Genomic DNA, 17,076 nt, shown 5'->3' on the forward strand with positions numbered 1-17,076 from the left:
TCAGCGCAGGACGAGAGCAAGGTTTCAGTGGAGGAATTCAAGCTCACGCAGGCCGACGTCGCCTTGCTCGAAAAGGCCATGTTCGAGGTCAAGCGGGTCATCGTCGGGCAGGATCGGCTGGTCGAGCGGATCCTCGTCGGCCTGCTCGCGCGGGGGCACATCCTCCTCGAAGGTGTTCCGGGCGTGGCCAAGACGCTGGCCGTCGAGACCTACGCAACGGTGGTAGGTGGATCGTTCTCGCGGGTGCAGTTCACCCCTGACCTCGTTCCCACCGACCTCATCGGCACCCGGATCTACCGCCAGGGTCGCGAAGAGTTCGACACCGAGCTCGGACCCGTGGTGGCCAACTTCCTGCTGGCCGATGAGATCAACCGGGCGCCCGCCAAGGTGCAGTCTGCGCTACTCGAGGTGATGGCCGAGCGGCACGTGTCGATCGGTGGCACCACGTACCCGATGCCCGATCCGTTCCTGGTGATGGCCACGCAGAACCCGATCGAGAACGAGGGCGTCTACCCGCTGCCCGAGGCCCAGCGAGATCGGTTCCTGTTCAAGGTCCTGGTCGACTATCCGGCGATCGAAGAAGAGCGCGAGATCGTCTACCGCATGGGCAACAAGCCACCCAAGGCCGCGCCGGTCCTCGATCCGCAGACCATGGTCCGCCTGCAGAACGTGGCGGCCAACGTCTTCGTCCACCATGCGCTCATCGACTATGTCGTGCGGGTCATCCACGCAACGCGGTTCCCGTCCGAGCTGGGTCTGAAGGACGTCGCCGGATGGTTGTCGTACGGTGCGTCGCCCCGCGCCACCCTGGGCATCATCGCCGCGGCCCGTGCCCTGGCGCTGGTGCGCGGACGTGACTATGTCATCCCGCAGGACGTCGTCGAGGTCATCCCGGACGTGTTGCGGCATCGTCTGGTCCTCAGCTATGACGCGCTCGCCGACGAGGTGGACGCCGACATGGTCATCACCCGCGTTCTCCAGACGATCGGGCTGCCCCAGGTCAGCGCACAGCCGTTGAACACCGTGCCGTCCGCGCCCACGCAGGCGGGGCCGCAGCACCCGAACAATCAGCCCCACCAGCCCCCGCAGCAGCCGGTGGGCCAGCAACCCGGCTACCCGCAGCAGCAGGGTGCCTATCGGCAGCAGCCCAACCCGCTGAGCAAGCCGGCCGCAGCGCAGGGTGTCCCGGGACAGGGCAACCAGTCGCACTATGGCGGATAACAGCGCACTTCCGTCATTTGGCGCGGGCACGCTGGAAGATCCCAAACTGACGGCAGCACTGAAGACGCTGGAGATCGTTGTCCGCCGCAAGCTCGATGGCGTACTCCAGGGTGATCACCTCGGATTGATCCCGGGACCCGGCACCGAACCGGGGGAGGCCCGCCCGTATCAGCCGGGCGACGATGTCCGGCGGATGGACTGGTCGGTCACCGCGCGCACGACGCAGCCACACGTGCGGCAGATGGTCGCCGACCGCGAGCTCGAGACGTGGCTGGTGGTCGACATGTCCGCCAGTCTGGACTTCGGCACCGTCAACACCACCAAGCGTGATCTGGCGGTGGCCGCCTGCGCCGCCATCGCGCATCTGACACTCGGTGGCGGCAACCGGATGGGCGCCGTGGTCTGTACCGGCGACCAGGTGGTCCGGATCCCGGCCCGCAGCGGTCGTGCCCATGCCCTCGACACCCTCAAGACCATCGCCACCACCACGCGTTCGAGTGAGGGCGTGCGCGGCGATCTGCACGCCGGAATCGACGCCCTACGCCGGCCCGAACGTCGTCGGGGGCTGGCCGTGGTGGTCAGCGACTTCCTGGGCCCGATCGACTGGGATCGGCCGTTGCGTGCGATCTCCGGTCATCACGATGTCCTGGGAGTGGAGGTGCTCGATCCCCGCGACCTGGAACTGCCCGACGTCGGTGAGGTCGTCCTGCGCGACGCCGAATCGGGTCAGATCCGCGAGATCACCATCACCGACAAGGTCCGCGCCGATTTCGCCCGTGCCGCCGAAGACCATCGACAGCAGGTGCAGCGGACGCTCAGGCGTTGTGGCGCACCGACACTGGCATTGCGCACCGACCGTGACTGGATCGCCGATGTGGTCCGGTTCATCGCGCAGCGGCGCCGGGGGATGAATGCGGGGTCGACCCGATGAGCTGGTTCGATCTCGCGTCACCGTGGTGGTTGCTGGTCCTGCTCGCCGTCGCCGGCCTGATCGCCGGTTACATCTACATGCAGCGCAGGCGCCAGAGCCGGGCCCTGAAGTTCGCCAATCTGGATCTGCTCAACCGCGTGGCACCCAAGACGCAGAACCGGGCCCAGCACATCCCGATCGTGCTGATGGTCCTGGCGCTGGCGGTGCTGGTGGTGGCGATGGCCGGGCCACAGGCGGACCGCAAGGTGCCGCGGAACAAGGCGACGGTGATCCTGGTCATCGACGTCTCCCGGTCGATGGATGCCACCGACGTCTCGCCATCCCGACTCGAGGCGGCCCAGGAGGCGGGCAAGAAGTTCGCCGACGAACTCACCGAGGGCATCAACCTCGGCCTGATCTCCTACGCGGGCACGGCGACCACCTTGGTCTCACCGACCCCGAACCGCCAGGCCACCAAAGACGCCATCGACAAGCTCACGCTCGACGACAAGACCGCGACCGGCGAGGGCATCCTCGCCGCGATGACACAGATCAAGACCCTCAACGCCGTCCTCGGTGGCGAGGAGGGCGCACCGCCCGCCCAGATCGTGTTGCTGTCGGACGGCAAGGAGACCGTCCCCAGCGACCCCGATGACCCCCGGGGCGCATTCACCGCGGCCCGGAAGGCCAAAGAGGAGCGAATCCCGGTCAACACCATCTCGTTCGGTACCTCCACCGGAACCGTCGACCTCGAAGGCGACCGGATCCCGGTGCCGGTGGACGACGAATCCCTCCAGCGGATCGCGCAGTTGTCCGGCGGCAAGTTCTTCACCGCGTCGAGTCTCGATGAGCTCAACCAGGTGTACGAGAATCTGCAGAACCAGATCGGTTACGAGACCCAGCGCGGCGATGCGTCCCGGCCGTGGCTGATCGTCGGCACCTTGCTGGTGCTGGCGGCTGCGGTGAGCGCGGTAGCAATCAATCGGCGGCTCCCGTGACGGGGCCTGTTACACCTCGACAGTCCGCAAAGCGATAGGTTGACCGTCATGGCTGACAGCAAAACGAAGGTATCCCGCTCGGTTCTCGTCACCGGCGGCAACCGTGGAATCGGTTTGGCGATCGCGCAACGGCTCGCCGCGGATGGCCACAAGGTGGCCGTCACGCATCGTGGCTCAGGAGCCCCGGAAGGACTGTTCGGGGTCCAGTGCGACGTCACCGACAACGACTCGATCACCGCGGCGTTCAAGGCGGTCGAAGAGCATCAGGGACCGGTCGAGGTCCTGGTGTCCAACGCCGGCATCACCGACGACACCCTGCTCATGCGGATGACGGAGGAGCAGTTCGAAAAGGTCATCGACGCCAACCTCACCGGCTCGTTCCGGGTCTCCAAGGCAGCCTGCCGGTCGATGCTGCGCAAGCGCTGGGGCCGGTTCATCTTCCTCGGTTCCGCCGTCGCGATGATGGGAACGCCCGGCCAGATCAACTACGCCTCGTCCAAGGCCGGCGTGATCGGCATGGCGCGATCGCTGACCCGTGAACTCGGGTCGCGCTCGATCACCGCCAACGTCGTCGCACCCGGACTCATCGAGACCGACATGACCGACGAGTTGCCCGCCGAGTACAAGGAGCAGGCAGTCAAGCTGATCCCGGCGGCACGTATCGGGCAGCCCGAAGAGGTCGCCGCAGTTGTCAGCTGGCTCGCCTCCGACGACTCCTCTTACGTCTCCGGCGCAGTCATCCCCGTCGACGGTGGCCTCGGAATGGGTCACTGAGGCGCGGGTTCGCACCCGGCGTTTCATCAACATCCACCCACCACCGACACACGAAACCACCTCGAGGGAGCAGACATTGAGCGGAATACTCGATGGCAAGACAGTTCTGATCACCGGAATCATCACTGATTCCTCGATCGCGTTCCACGCCGCCGCGATGGCGCAGGAACAGGGCGCACGCGTGATCATCACCGGATTCGACCGCTTGCGGTTGATCGACCGGATCGCTCAGCGTCTGCCGAAGGAAGTACCCCCGGCACTCGAGCTGGACATCACCAACGAGGAGCATCTCGGAACCCTCGCCGATCGCCTGAAGGAGATCGCGCCCGAGGGCATCGACGGTGTGCTGCATTCCATCGCGTTCGCACCCCGCACCCTGATGGGTCCGGAGGCGCTGCCGTTCCTCGAGGGACCGGGTCCGGATGCGGCGCAGTCGTTCCAGGTGTCGGCGTGGAGTTACGCGGCGCTGGCCCGCGCCGTGCTGCCCGCGATGAACGAGGGCGGCTCGATCGTCGGCATGGACTTCGATCCGCGGACGTCGATGCCGTACTACAACTGGATGGGCGTGGCGAAGGCCGCGCTGGAATCGGTGAACCGTTACGTGGCCCGGGAAGTCGGCGAGGCCAAGAGGATCCGGTCGAACCTGGTGGCTGCCGGACCGATCAAAACCCTTGCCGCCAAGGCTATTGCCGGCACCGCAACGGGTGACGCGCAAAAACTCAACCAGCTCAACGAATATTGGGATGGCGCCTCGCCGATCGGCTGGAACGTCGACGATCCCTCGGTGGTCGCCAAGTCGGTCTGCGCACTGCTCTCGGACTGGCTGCCCGGCACCACCGGCTCGATCGTCTACGTCGACGGTGGCGCGAGCCACAACACCTGGCTCCCCGAAGGCTTTGCGACGTAGTGAGCGCGACAACCGGTTTCGACGCCGTCCTGGTCTTGTCCTTCGGAGGACCGGACAAGCCGGACGACGTCCGGCCCTTCCTCGAGAACGTCACCCGGGGCCGTGGTGTGCCGCCGGAACGCCTCGATGAGGTCGCCGAGCACTACTACCACTTCGGTGGGGTGTCGCCCATCAACGCACTGAACAAGGCGATGATCGGCGCTGTCGAAACCGAGCTCGCCCGGGCCGGCATCGACCTGCCGGTTTATTTCGGAAACCGTAACTGGCACCCGATGGTCGAGGACACGCTGGCGCAGATCCATGCCGACGGGCACCGGCGGGTCCTGGTCTTCCCGACCTCTGCGTGGGGCGGGTACTCGGGTTGTCGCCAGTATGACGAGGACATCGCCCGGGCGCTGGGGTCACTCGGATCCGACGCCGCGGACATGTTCGTTCGCAAGCTGCCGCAATACTGGCAGCACCCGGCGATGACGGCGTCGTGGGCTGATTCGATTGCGGCCGCCAAAGCCCAACTGCCAGAAGAGCTTCGCGACGACGCCCGGCTGGTGTTCACGGCCCATTCGATACCGCTGTCGGCCGACCGGGCGGCCGGCCCACCCGCCGACGGTGGGCACCTGTACAGCCGCCAGGTGGCCGCGGCGTCCCGGCTGGCCGCGGAGGCCGCGGGCTTCGCCGAGTTCGATCAGGTGTGGCAATCGCGGTCGGGGCCGGCTCGCATCCCATGGCTCGAACCGGATATCTGCGATCACCTCGAGAGCGTCGCCGCCCGCGGCGTCCGCGCGGTCATCGTGTGCCCGATCGGTTTCGTCTCCGACCATCTCGAAGTCGTCTGGGATCTCGACAACGAGGGGCTGGACAAGGCGCAGGAACTGGGCCTGGGCTACGCCCGGGCGGCGACGGTGGGGACCGATCCGCGATTCATCACGATGATCACCGAACTGATCGCCGAACAACGCACTGGCGACGTCGAGTTCAGGCTCGGCATGACGGACAACGGGGCACCCTGCGCCCGTGGGTGCTGCGAACCGGTCCGGCGTCCCACCTAGCCCTCCCACATAAGCCGTCCGGCGCGGCCGGCCTCAGACGTGGTTGCTGGACACCAATTCGTCGATGACGGCGTTGGTGGCACTCATCCTGGCGATCCGGACCGTGCGACCGAGTTCCCGCAGGGCGGTGTCACCGCTGTGCTGCTGGTCCGCGACGACCCCGAAGTCCGGCGCCGCAGCGCGGGCCACCGACAGGATGGCGGCCACGTGGGCGGCCTGTTCGAGGATCCGCTCGGCTCGTGGATTGACCCCGGGTGGCAGCTGCTGGGCGGCGAGCCGGGTCATCCGCGCAACGACGTCGCGCGGATCCGGACGTCCTTCCGCGGAGGCCGTCCGTGGCATCCGGAGCTCGGCCAGGATCTGCGTCGCCGACCGAATGCCTTCTCTGAGTTCGTATTCGACCTCACCGAGGGAATGAGTGATGGGAATTGCGGGGGAGCCGATCAGGGTGTGTACACCCCAGCCGACGGTGTAGCGATCCAGCCGGCGGGGGATGAGCGCGAAACGTCCGGGTACCACCAGGAGTTCACCGGCGTCGAGCGCAGCGGTGGTGACCGGACCGCGCGGCGGCAGACCGAGCATGTCGCCGGGCGCGACCAGCAGCAGTGCCAGGCCGTGAGTGGACCCCTCGCGGATCAGGCGCAGGAGCGCGTCGCTCTCCTCGCCTTCCGGATTCAACGAAAGTTCTTGGGCGGCAGAATTATCCGCGGCGATCACCCGGTGGCGCGAACTCCATCCGGCGAGCACGTCGAGCAGGTCATCGGGGGAGCAGCGGCCTGACTGCCACGCCGCACCCCACGCACCGAGGGCACCTGCGATGCCCGCGGTGTCGTTCGGGTACTCAAGAACGTTGTCGGTCATCACTGCCCTTCACTTCTCGCCTGCGTCTGGACCGATCTTACTGCCGGTGCCACGGCCCGGCGTGGCAAGCACCGTGGCCCTGCGCCGGGCCCTAACGTGGTGTCGGTGAACAGCAATGGTTCTGATCGTTATGGTCGAGACGTCCTGTCGGGACCGCGGAAGAGCAACCGGCCGGTCGTTCCCGAGGTCGCTGCCGAGCGTGACCTCGTCGTCGAGGACGCGGCCAGCGGGTTCTGTGGTGCCGTGGTCGGCTTCGAACGCAGCTACGACGGCGAGTTCGTGCGGTTGGAGGACCGTCGCGGACTGACCCGGATCTTCGCGATGCGGCCCGCCGCGTTCCTGATCGACGGTAAACCGGTGACCTTGACCAAGCCGGTTGTGAAGGCGCCCTCGGCACCGGCGCGGACCGCGTCCGGGTCGCGGACGGTGGCCCGGCAGCGTGCCCGCGTCGCCCGCGCGAGTCGGCTGTTCGTCGAAGGCGTTCACGATGCGGCGTTGATGGAGCGGATCTGGGGCGACGATCTGCGTGTCGAGGGCATCGTGGTCTCCAGTCTCGACGGGCTCGACAATCTCGACGAGGCGCTTGCCGAGTTCGAGCCCGGACCCACCCGCCGGGCCGGCGTCCTGGTGGACCATCTGGTGGCCGGATCGAAGGAATCCCGGCTCACCGAACGGGTCGGCGAACACGTCCTGGTCACCGGACATCCCTACATCGACGTCTGGGAAGCGGTGAAGCCCGCCGCGGTGGGGATCAAGGCCTGGCCGAAGATCCCACGGGGCACCGACTGGAAGACCGGTATCTGCCAGGAGTTGAACTGGGGAACACCGCAAGACGGCTGGCGGAAGGTGAATTCGTCCGTGTCGAGTTTCCGTGACATCGAGGTCCCGCTGATCCGGGCCGTCGAGGAACTGATCGATTTTGTGACCGCAGTCGAATAACGAAACAACCCGGGCCCGCTTTGCGTGGCACAGTGGATGTGTGAGCGCAGTCATCTGGCTCGTGGCCGGACTGATACTGATCGGCGCTGAGGTACTCAGCGGCGACCTGATCCTGCTCATGCTCGCCGGCGGTGCCCTGACCGCGGCCGGGGTCAGCGCCGTCTTCGACACCCCACTATGGGTCGACGGCACCGTTTTCGCCCTGACGTCGTTGCTCTTGCTGTTCGCTGTCCGTCCGGTTGCCAAACGGCACATGTACAACCGGCCCCGACTGGCCACCAACACCGAAGGCCTGATCGGCCGTCACGGCGTGGTCGTTGCCGCCATCGACGGCGATTCCGGGCAGGTGAAGTTCGACGGAAGCGTGTGGTCGGCCCGGGCCGCGCATCCAGCTGACCGGTTTGCCGAAGGCGAATCGGTGACGGTTCTCGACATCGAAGGCGCCACCGCCGTGGTGTGGAAAGGATGAGCACCATGCTGGTCGGACTGGTGGTGATCGTGGTTCTGGTCTTGGTTGTGGCGGTGATCCTGGTGAAGTCGGTCGCGTTGATCCCGCAGGCCGAGGCGGCGGTGATCGAGAGACTGGGCCGGTACATCAAAACCACCTCCGGTCAGCTCACACTCCTGATTCCGTTTGTCGACCGCATCCGCGCCCGCATCGATCTGCGGGAGCGGGTGGTCTCATTCGCACCGCAGCCGGTCATCACCGAGGACAACCTCACTGTCAACATCGACACCGTCGTCTACTTCCAGGTCACCACCCCGCAGGCCGCGGTCTACGAGATCAACGACTACATCGTGGGAGTCGAACAGCTGGCCACGACCACGCTGCGCAACGTGGTCGGCGGGATGACCCTCGAAGAGACCCTGACCTCGCGTGAATACATCAACGCGCAGCTGCGCGGTGTGCTGGACGAGGCCACCGGTCGCTGGGGTCTGCGGGTGGCCCGAGTGGAGCTGAAATCGATCCTGCCGCCGCCCTCCATCCAGGAATCGATGGAAAAGCAGATGAAGGCCGACCGCGAGAAGCGCGCGACGATCCTCGCCGCCGAGGGCCAGCGCGAATCGGCGATCAAGACCGCCGAGGGCAACAAGCAGAGCCAGATCCTCTACGCGGAGGGCGCCAAGCAGGCGGCGATCCTCACTGCCGAAGGTGACCGGCAATCGCTCATCCTGCAGGCGCAGGGTGACCGCGCTGCGCAATACCTGCGCGCCCAGGGTGAGGCCAAGTCGATCGAAAAGGTCTTTGCCGCGATCAAGGCCGCCAAGCCCACGCCCGAACTGCTGGCCTACCAGTATCTACAGCAACTCCCGGAGATGGCCAAGGGCGAGGCCAGCAAGGTGTGGGTGGTCCCGACCGACTTCGGTTCGGCACTGCAGGGTTTTGCCAAATCGTTCGGGATCCGGTCCGACGACGGTGTCTTCCGCTACGAGGCCCCGGCCGACGACAGTCCGGCGCCGGTCGACGACTCCGACATCGCGGACTGGTTCGAGAAGGCCACCGATCCCGTGGTCGCGCAGGCGGTGGCCGCGGCCGAAGCAGTTGCCAGGACACCGATAGCCGATCAGCCTCCGCTCTCGGCCCGCCCGGTGGAACCCACACTCCCGGCCCCCGCTCAGTACCAGGCCCCGGCCGGCAGCGCGTCCGGGCCGGACAAACCTGGACAAGGGTGAGACATCCGCGGTGGCGGAAGTATGCAGGCGCGCTCAGTGCACCAGCAGGTAGGCCGCACCGGCGGTCGCCGCGGCCCACAGGACCGAGGCCAGCGTCCCGATGATGAACTGTTCGGCCGCGCCTGGTTCGCGTAGTTCGGGATAACGACCGAGCCCCTTGACCGCCAGCACGATGGCGATGGCCTCGGGCCATTGCAGACCCAGCGCCGCGACCACCACGATGCGTTCGAGATACCCGATGACGCGGCCACCACGGAGCGGGGTCGGTATCGGCGCCGGATCGGCGCCCGGGTTCGGGGGCCGAATAGGGGTGTCGAGTTGCCAGGGTTCGATTCCGCCCAGCAGCAGTCCGGCACGCACCATCAGGGTGCCGCCGGTGACCGCAGCGGCAACGGTGAGGCAATGGATCACCACCTCTCCGGCGCCCGCGGCCGGATCGGCGATCAGCCCGAGGATCGCCACCAGGCCGAGTACCGCCGGCGCGATCATCGCCGCGGCGATGTTCGTCCGGCGCCCATGGCCGAGGGGCAGCCGGCTGATGACCAGGGGCAGGACCGCGGTTGCGGCCAGCAACACGATCGCCGCGACGATCATGCGCGCGCGACTCCTAGTAGATGGGTGGCGAGCACGCGGGTGTCCTCCTCGATGTGCCAATCCGCGGCCTGAAGTCGTTGCGACATCGCCTGCGGTGAGATCCCGAGTGTGACAGCCGCCTCTGACTGGCTGCGGCCCAGGCGCATCTGCCGCACTGCTTCCCGTCCGGCCGCGCTCCGTCCGGCCGCGGTCCGAACGAGCAATCGGAGCGCGGTTTGCGCATGTCTGTCGGCTGCGGTCCCGGATCCGACCACACTGACGTGGTACCGCGTGTTCTTGGCGGAGGTCACGGCATCTCGGGCGCGTTCGAAGGCCTGACCGCGTCCGGCCCGGGTTTGTTCGGGCAGCGGTAGTTCGACGGCGCCGATCCCGACGCCGATGCTCCAGTGGCCATCGTCCGCCAGGATCGTGACCGCGTCGGCGACCGCCGCGGGATCGTCCAGGACCGCCTGGAATTCATCCCCGGCTGTGCGGTCGAAGGGCCGGACGGTCGGCACGTTGCCAAGTGCGGTCAGGGCAGCCGGGACCCGGTCCGGTTCGCTCCGGCTGCGTCGCTGATCGACGGTCAGTACATACATCGCTGCCTCCACGCACGTAGGCCGGACACCTCGATTGCTCATCAAGGATTGAACCTGGATAAGAGACTATCAAGTTAATGGGCTTGATAGAAAGCAATCAAGCTTTCCAGCTTGATGCCGGGGCGGTGGTGTCAGAGGTACCGGCACAGTCGGCGGCGGGTTGCGGTGCGGACTCGTCTTCGGCCGAGGCGTCGACACCCAGGCGCGCATCGAGGACCAGCCCGATCACCCCGGCACTGAACAGGCCGGCCGACAATGCCAGCGACCAGATCTCACCCTCGCCGGTGAGCGCGTCACCGAGCAGCACCACGGCCGCGGTTCCGGGCAGGACCCCGACCACGGTCGCGAGCAGGAAAGGCACGAACTTGATCGATGACAGCGCGGCGATGTAGTTGGTCACCGAGAACGGGCAGGCCGCAATGAGGCGTAATGACCCGACCGCGAGCCAGCCACGTCGTTCCATCCGCAACTCGACCGCCCTGGCGACCGGATGGTGGAGAAACGGCTGGATTCGGGCCCGGCCGAATCTGCGAACCAGGAAGAACGCGGCTATCGCCGCCACGGTGGTGGCCACCATCGCGCCGACGAAGCCGACAGCCGGTCCGAACAGCAACCCCGAGGCAACGGTGAACGCCGACCGCGGGATCGGGAAGATCACGATGATCGTGTAGCCGATGAAAAAGAACCAGACGAAGGTCGGGCCGAACGAATCCGCCCACTCCCGGAGTCGGGAAACCGATGGGATGGGCGCCAGGTAGGCGGCAAGCAGCACCGCAACCACCGCTATGAGTCCGATCACAGCTCGGGTCACCGCAGTCTGCCGGGTGACGCGACCATAGGTTTTCACGGGCTCAACCATACGGCCGACGGCCCGGCTCCCCGGTGTGCGCGACACCACTGCGACAGCACCCACCTCGACTTTTGGCCCGAGTGATCGATCGGATAGTGTCGATTCCACGTTCTGATGCGACCGAGATCACGACGTCACCAGCCGATCGAAGGGCTCACCCCGAATGCCGGATACCCATTCCGACCTCCAAGACCTGGAGGCCAGTTACCAGCGATGGTCCGACTCTGCCGCGCAGGTGCTGGCCAAGTCCAAGCGGATTGACGCCGCGGACCTGACCGAGCAACCCGAAGCGTTGCTGTCGACCATCACGCCTGACGAACTGGTCATCAAGCCGCTGTACACACGACGCGACGAGCTCGACGAGCCAGGCCTTCCGGGTTCGTACCCGTTCGTCCGCGGCAGCGACGCCACCCGCGATGTGAACATGGGTTGGCGCGTCACCGAACGCTTCGGAGATCCGACCGGAGAACCCCAGGATCCGAAGGCGCTCAATGCCGCGATCCTGGAGGCACTCGACAACGGCGTGAGCGGTCTGTGGTTGGCGGTCGGCGAGCATGCGATCGCCCCCGAGCAACTGGCGGCAGTCCTGGACGGGGTGTTCCTCGACCTCGTCCCCGTCACCGTCGACGCCGGCGCACACGGCATCGACGCGGCCCGCGCTCTACAGGGGCTGCTGCCCGACACCGCGTCGCTGAGCACGGTCGCCTCCTACGGCTTGGCCCCACTGACCGCGGCCCTGTCCGGCCGGCCGACCGTCGAGCTCGCGGATGCGATCACGGTGGCCACGGAATCCGGCGCCGGTGTCCGGGCCATCCGTGTCGACGGCACCGACTTCGCACTCGGCGGCGCCACCGACGTTCAAGAGCTGGCCTTTGTGATCGCCGCGGGCGTCGAGTACCTGCGCGAGCTCGCCGCCGCCGGCCTGTCGACCGAGAAAGCGCTTGCGCAGCTGAGCTTTGCGCTCTCGGCCACCGACGATCAGTTCGGCACGATGGCCAAGTTCCGGGCGATCCGGCGACTGTGGGGCCGCGTGGCGCAGGTCAGCGGCGCACCGTCGGCGGGCGCAGCGCTCACCCACGGCGTCACCGCATTGGGCATGATGAGTCAGCGCGATCCCTGGGTGAACATGCTGCGCGTCACCACCGCGGCATTCGGTGCCGGAGTCGGTGGCGCCGACCAGATCACGGTGCTGCCGTTCGACGCGGCGCTGGCGCCCGCCGATCGCACCACCAACCCGAGCTTCTCGCGCCGCATGGCCCGCAACACGCAGTTGCTGCTGCTCGAAGAGTCCAACGTCGCCAAGGTCATCGACCCCGCGGGTGGCTCCTGGTTCGTCGAGTCGTTGACCGACAACCTGGCCGTCGCGGCCTGGGCGCTGTTCCAGGAGATCGAGGGCAAGGGCGGTTACCGTCAGGCGTTGGCCGACGGCTGGATCGGCGAGCAGATCGCCAAGTCGGTCGAGGCCCGCGACAATGCGGTGGCACACCGCACCACCGCGCTCACCGGTATCAACGAGTTCCCGAACCTGGGGGAGAAGCCGCTCGGTACCGCAGGTGCGGCCGATGTCGCCGACCTGCCCGCCTCCGCGCCCAACCTGATCCGGATCGCGCGGCCGTTCGAGCGTCTGCGCGATCGATCCGATGCCTACCTCGCCGCTCACGGCCGTCGTCCCACGGCGATCATGCTGCCGCTGGGCTCGGTGGCCGAACACAACGGACGCACCACGTTCGTTGCCAACCTGCTGGCCGCCGGCGGTATCGAAGCCGTCAATCCCGGTCCGCTGGACGGTGATTCGGTGGCCGCTGCGATCTCGGCGGCGGGCAACCCCGCAGTCGCCGTACTGTGTGCGGCAAATCCTCGCTACGCGACCGATGGTGCCGCCGCCCTGTCGGCTGCCCGTGCCGCCGGTGTCGAGACCGTGCTGCTGGCCGGTCCGCCCAAGGCCTGGGCCGACGACGCCGATACCCCGGATGGATTCCTGCAGATCGGTATCGACGCCATCACCACGTTGACCGGACTGTTCGACAAGATCGAGGCGCAGAACCAATGACCAGTACACAGAAGAAGATCGCGAGTTTTGCGGACGTGCCGCTGACGGATGCGGAAGCGGCGCCGACGACCGGCGACAGCGAGAAGCTGATCTCCGATCTGGCTCAGGCACACGGGTATTCGACCGAGCAGGTCACCTGGAGCACACCGGAGCAGATCGATGTGAAGCCGATCTTCACCCGCGCCGACCGTGACGCGGTGACCAAGGACGGCGAGCACCCGTATCCGCTCGACACCGTGCCGGGGTCGGTCCCGTTCCTGCGCGGTCCGTACCCGACGATGTACGTCAACCAGCCGTGGACGATTCGGCAGTACGCCGGCTTCTCCACCGCGGCCGAGTCCAACGCCTTCTACCGTCGCAACCTCGCGGCCGGCCAGAAGGGTCTGTCGGTGGCATTCGACCTGGCCACCCACCGCGGCTACGACTCCGACCATCCCCGGGTGGCCGGTGACGTCGGTATGGCCGGTGTGGCAATCGATTCCATCCTCGACATGCGTCAGCTGTTCGACGGTATCGATCTGGGCAACGTGTCGGTCTCGATGACGATGAACGGTGCGGTGCTGCCGATTCTCGCGCTGTACGTGGTTGCCGCCGAGGAGCAGGGTGTGCCTCCGGAGAAGCTCGCCGGGACCATCCAGAACGACATCCTCAAAGAGTTCATGGTCCGCAACACCTACATCTATCCGCCGAAGCCGTCGATGCGGATCATCTCGAACATCTTCGAGTACACCAGCCTCAAGATGCCGAAGTTCAACTCGATCTCGATCTCCGGCTACCACATCCAAGAGGCCGGTGCCACAGCCGATCTCGAGTTGGCGTACACCCTCGCCGACGGCATCGAGTACCTGCGGGCCGGCGTCGACGTCGGTCTGGACATCGACAAGTTCGCACCGCGGCTCTCGTTCTTCTGGGCCATCGGCATGAACTTCTTCATGGAGGTCGCCAAGCTCCGTGCGGCGCGGCTCATCTGGAGTGAGCTCGTTGCCAAGTTCGACGCCAAGAACCCGAAATCGCTGTCGTTGCGTACACATTCGCAGACGTCGGGATGGTCGCTGACCGCACAGGATCCGTTCAACAACGTTGCGCGTACCTGCATCGAGGCGATGGCCGCGACCCAGGGTCACACCCAGTCGCTGCACACCAACGCCCTCGACGAGGCGCTGGCACTGCCCACCGATTTCTCGGCCCGGATCGCCCGCAACACCCAGCTGCTCCTGCAGCAGGAGTCGGGCACCACCCGGCCGATCGACCCGTGGGCCGGATCCAACTACGTCGAGTGGCTGACCCACGAACTGGCCAACAAGGCGCGGGCGCACATCGCCGAGGTCGAAGAGGCCGGCGGCATGGCGCAGGCCATCAACGAGGGCATCCCGAAGCTGCGGATCGAAGAGGCCGCGGCGCGTACGCAGGCCCGGATCGACTCCGGCCAGCAGCCGGTGATCGGCATCAACAAGTATCAGGTCGACGAGGACCAGGAGATCGAGGTCCTCAAGGTCGAGAACTCGAAGGTCCGCGGCGAGCAGATCGAGAAGCTCGAAAGGCTTCGCGCCAACCGCGATCCGGCTGCGGTCGAGGCCGCATTGGCCAACCTGACCCGGGCCGCGGCCTCCGATGAAGGCGGTTTGGACAACAACCTGCTGGCGTTGGCGATCGAGGCGGCCCGCCATCAGGCGACCGTCGGCGAGATCTCCGAGGCACTGGAGAAGGTCTACGGTCGCCACCAGGCAGAAATCCGCACCATCAGCGGTGTGTACCGACACGAGGCCGGGACTGTGCAGAACATCGACGACGCCATCGAGCTGGTCAACAAGTTCGCCGAAGCAGAAGGTCGGCGCCCGCGTGTGCTGGTCGCGAAGATGGGCCAGGACGGCCACGATCGCGGACAGAAGGTGATCGCGACCGCCTTTGCCGACCTCGGCTTCGACGTCGACGTCGGTCCGCTGTTCCAGACCCCCGATGAGGTGGCGCTGCAGGCCTCGGACAACGACGTGCATGTCGTCGGTGTGTCGTCGTTGGCAGCAGGTCACCTCACCCTGGTGCCCGCACTGCGCGATGCCCTCGCGAAGGTCGGGCGCAGCGACATCATGATCGTGGTCGGCGGGGTCATCCCGCCCGGCGACTTCGATGAGCTGTACGAGGCCGGCGCGGCCGCGATCTTCCCGCCGGGAACGGTCATCGCCGACTCCGCGGTGGAGCTGATCAAGAAGCTGGCCACCGAGTTGGGGCATGAGCTGACTTCGTGAGTGTGAGACAAGCACATGCCTAGACCCCCATTGGATCTGGCTGCGCTGGCCGATGCCGTCCGCGCCGACAAACGACCTGATCTGGCGCGAGCCATCACCCTGGTCGAGTCGACGCGGGCGGATCACCGCGCCCAGGCACAGGAATTGCTGCTGTCACTGGGTACCGACTCGGGCAAGTCCTACCGGGTCGGTATCACCGGCGTGCCCGGCGTCGGCAAATCGACAACCATCGAAGCGCTCGGCATGTACCTGATCGAGCAGGGCCACAAGGTTGCCGTGCTGGCCGTCGATCCGTCGTCGACCCGCACCGGGGGTTCGATCCTCGGTGACAAGACCCGGATGGGTCAGCTGTCGGTGCATCCGAACGCCTACATCCGGCCCTCGCCGACCTCGGGCACGCTCGGCGGTGTCGCGAAGGCGACCCGCGAGACGATCGTGCTGCTCGAAGCTGCCGGTTTCGATGTGGTGCTGGTCGAGACCGTGGGTGTCGGACAGTCCGAGGTGACGGTCGCGGGCATGGTTGACGTGTTCTGCTTCCTGACACTCGCGCGCACCGGGGATTCGTTGCAGGGCATCAAAAAAGGTGTCCTGGAGCTGGCCGACATCGTGGTCGTGAACAAGGCCGACGGCAAGTACCTGAACGAGGCCAAGAACGCGGCTCGCGAACTGCAGGGCGCGCTGCGCCTGCTGACGCCGCACGAGGCGATCTGGCGTCCGCCGGTGCTGACGATGAGCGCCATGGAGGGGACCGGCGTCGCCGAGTTCTGGCAGACCGTGCTCAAGCACAAGGAAGTCCTCAGTGCGGCAGGAGAATTCGAGGCCCGCCGCAACCGTCAGCAGGTCGAGTGGATGTGGGCGATGGTGACCGATCAGCTCCTGCGCCGGCTCGACGCCGATCCCGAGGTTCGGGCGATCCGTCACCGCGTCGAAGACGAGGTGCGTTCCGGCACGCTCACCCCGGCGCTGGCCGCGGCGGCGATCGTCGAGGCCTTCGACAGCTAACGGTCCGCTTCGTAGGCCACCAGGCCCGCGACCACGACGTCATAGCCTGCGCAGACCGGGGGATACCAACCTGGCAGCTTCGACGAACGGTCTTGGGTGTGCAGATAGTCGAATCCGGCATGGGCGATCCATCCCGCTGCGGCAACCGTGCGGGCCGGGCCCGCCGGAAGCAGTGCGGCGCCGGTGGCGATCGCACCGGCAGCGGCCAGTGCGATGACCTCGCGCCGCACGGCGCCCGGATCCGCGCCACGCCACGAACGTGTGAGCGGATAGACGGCCGCGACCACCGGTAGACCTGCGCCGATGACAACGGTGCGGGCTCGGGGTGAGAGGCGATCGCCGATGGCCAGGTTCACGCTGGTGGCCAGAGCCGCACCTGTCCCGATGGCCAACAGTTCTTTCGAAATATCTGTCACAGATGGCATTGGG

17 protein-coding genes are annotated in these 17,076 nt (G+C 66.7%); 12 read left to right on the forward strand and 5 right to left on the reverse strand.

Going from position 1 to position 17,076, the window contains the following annotated elements; all coding sequences use genetic code 11:
* The first annotated feature begins 78 nt into the window (after window positions 1–78).
* The 6 genes from AC51GR_RS15230 (at window position 79) to AC51GR_RS15255 (ending at window position 5,856) form a co-directional block, all read left to right on the forward strand.
* A complete protein-coding gene (locus AC51GR_RS15230; protein WP_496325868.1) occupies window positions 79–1,221 on the forward strand; it encodes an AAA family ATPase in 1,143 nt (380 codons plus the stop codon).
* A complete protein-coding gene (locus AC51GR_RS15235; RefSeq protein ID WP_496325484.1) occupies window positions 1,211–2,152 on the forward strand; it encodes a DUF58 domain-containing protein in 942 nt (313 codons plus the stop codon). Before AC51GR_RS15230 ends, AC51GR_RS15235 begins: the two co-directional genes overlap by 11 nt.
* Window positions 2,149–3,129 (forward strand): VWA domain-containing protein, encoded by a 981-nt coding sequence (locus AC51GR_RS15240; RefSeq protein ID WP_496325485.1) that lies wholly within the window; start codon window positions 2,149–2,151, stop codon window positions 3,127–3,129. The genes AC51GR_RS15235 and AC51GR_RS15240 overlap by 4 nt, the downstream gene beginning before the upstream one ends.
* Before the next feature lie 48 nt (window positions 3,130–3,177).
* Entirely contained in the window at window positions 3,178–3,903 is a 726-nt protein-coding gene (gene fabG1 / locus AC51GR_RS15245) for a 3-oxoacyl-ACP reductase FabG1 (protein ID WP_496325486.1), read from the forward strand.
* Between the two features lie 76 nt (window positions 3,904–3,979).
* Window positions 3,980–4,810, forward strand: coding sequence for an NADH-dependent enoyl-ACP reductase InhA (gene inhA, locus AC51GR_RS15250; RefSeq protein ID WP_496325487.1), 831 nt, complete (start codon window positions 3,980–3,982; stop codon window positions 4,808–4,810).
* A complete protein-coding gene (locus AC51GR_RS15255) occupies window positions 4,810–5,856 on the forward strand; it encodes a ferrochelatase (protein WP_496325488.1) in 1,047 nt (348 codons plus the stop codon). The genes inhA and AC51GR_RS15255 overlap by 1 nt, the downstream gene beginning before the upstream one ends.
* Window positions 5,857–5,889: 33 nt before the next feature.
* On the opposite strand, the gene AC51GR_RS15260 is transcribed toward AC51GR_RS15255, so the two are convergent.
* Entirely contained in the window at window positions 5,890–6,717 is an 828-nt protein-coding gene (locus AC51GR_RS15260; RefSeq protein WP_496325489.1) for an Rv1486c family protein, read from the reverse strand.
* A gap of 99 nt (window positions 6,718–6,816) precedes the next feature.
* Between AC51GR_RS15260 and AC51GR_RS15265 the strand changes: the two genes are divergently transcribed.
* Genes AC51GR_RS15265 through AC51GR_RS15275 form a run of 3 tightly spaced genes read left to right on the forward strand, consistent with a single transcriptional unit; the run spans window position 6,817 to window position 9,330 of the window.
* The gene (locus AC51GR_RS15265; RefSeq protein ID WP_496325490.1) at window positions 6,817–7,656 is read left to right on the forward strand and encodes a DUF3097 domain-containing protein; all 840 of its coding nucleotides are present in this window, start codon (window positions 6,817–6,819) and stop codon (window positions 7,654–7,656) included.
* 40 nt (window positions 7,657–7,696) lie between these two features.
* A complete protein-coding gene (locus AC51GR_RS15270; RefSeq protein ID WP_496325491.1) occupies window positions 7,697–8,125 on the forward strand; it encodes an NfeD family protein in 429 nt (142 codons plus the stop codon).
* The gene (locus AC51GR_RS15275) at window positions 8,122–9,330 is read left to right on the forward strand and encodes an SPFH domain-containing protein (RefSeq protein ID WP_496325492.1); all 1,209 of its coding nucleotides are present in this window, start codon (window positions 8,122–8,124) and stop codon (window positions 9,328–9,330) included. Before AC51GR_RS15270 ends, AC51GR_RS15275 begins: the two co-directional genes overlap by 4 nt.
* Window positions 9,331–9,363: 33 nt before the next feature.
* Here AC51GR_RS15275 and AC51GR_RS15280 read toward each other — a convergent pair whose 3' ends face one another.
* From AC51GR_RS15280 to AC51GR_RS15290, 3 genes are all read right to left on the reverse strand, one after another.
* Entirely contained in the window at window positions 9,364–9,924 is a 561-nt protein-coding gene (locus AC51GR_RS15280) for a hypothetical protein (protein WP_496325493.1), read from the reverse strand.
* Window positions 9,921–10,502: a hypothetical protein gene (locus AC51GR_RS15285; RefSeq protein WP_496325494.1), complete on the reverse strand. Its 582-nt coding sequence runs from the start codon at window positions 10,500–10,502 to the stop codon at window positions 9,921–9,923. The genes AC51GR_RS15280 and AC51GR_RS15285 overlap by 4 nt, the downstream gene beginning before the upstream one ends.
* Window positions 10,503–10,599: 97 nt before the next feature.
* Entirely contained in the window at window positions 10,600–11,349 is a 750-nt protein-coding gene (locus AC51GR_RS15290) for a TVP38/TMEM64 family protein (protein WP_496325495.1), read from the reverse strand.
* Between the two features lie 166 nt (window positions 11,350–11,515).
* Here AC51GR_RS15290 and AC51GR_RS15295 point away from each other — a divergent pair, with 166 nt between their 5' ends.
* The 3 genes from AC51GR_RS15295 to meaB are packed head-to-tail and all read left to right on the forward strand — an operon-like array spanning window position 11,516 to window position 16,647.
* Window positions 11,516–13,402, forward strand: coding sequence for a methylmalonyl-CoA mutase family protein (locus tag AC51GR_RS15295; protein WP_496325496.1), 1,887 nt, complete (start codon window positions 11,516–11,518; stop codon window positions 13,400–13,402).
* Window positions 13,399–15,645: a methylmalonyl-CoA mutase gene (gene scpA, locus AC51GR_RS15300; RefSeq protein WP_496325497.1), complete on the forward strand. Its 2,247-nt coding sequence runs from the start codon at window positions 13,399–13,401 to the stop codon at window positions 15,643–15,645. The genes AC51GR_RS15295 and scpA overlap by 4 nt, the downstream gene beginning before the upstream one ends.
* 15 nt (window positions 15,646–15,660) lie before the next feature.
* Window positions 15,661–16,647 (forward strand): methylmalonyl Co-A mutase-associated GTPase MeaB, encoded by a 987-nt coding sequence (meaB, locus tag AC51GR_RS15305; RefSeq protein ID WP_496325498.1) that lies wholly within the window; start codon window positions 15,661–15,663, stop codon window positions 16,645–16,647.
* Here the strand turns inward: meaB and AC51GR_RS15310 are convergent.
* The gene (locus tag AC51GR_RS15310) at window positions 16,644–17,072 is read right to left on the reverse strand and encodes a hypothetical protein (protein WP_496325499.1); all 429 of its coding nucleotides are present in this window, start codon (window positions 17,070–17,072) and stop codon (window positions 16,644–16,646) included. The two genes, meaB and AC51GR_RS15310, sit on opposite strands and share 4 nt — an antisense overlap.
* Between the last annotated feature and the right edge of the window lie 4 nt (window positions 17,073–17,076).

Source organism: Williamsia sp. z71, assembly GCF_059553375.1.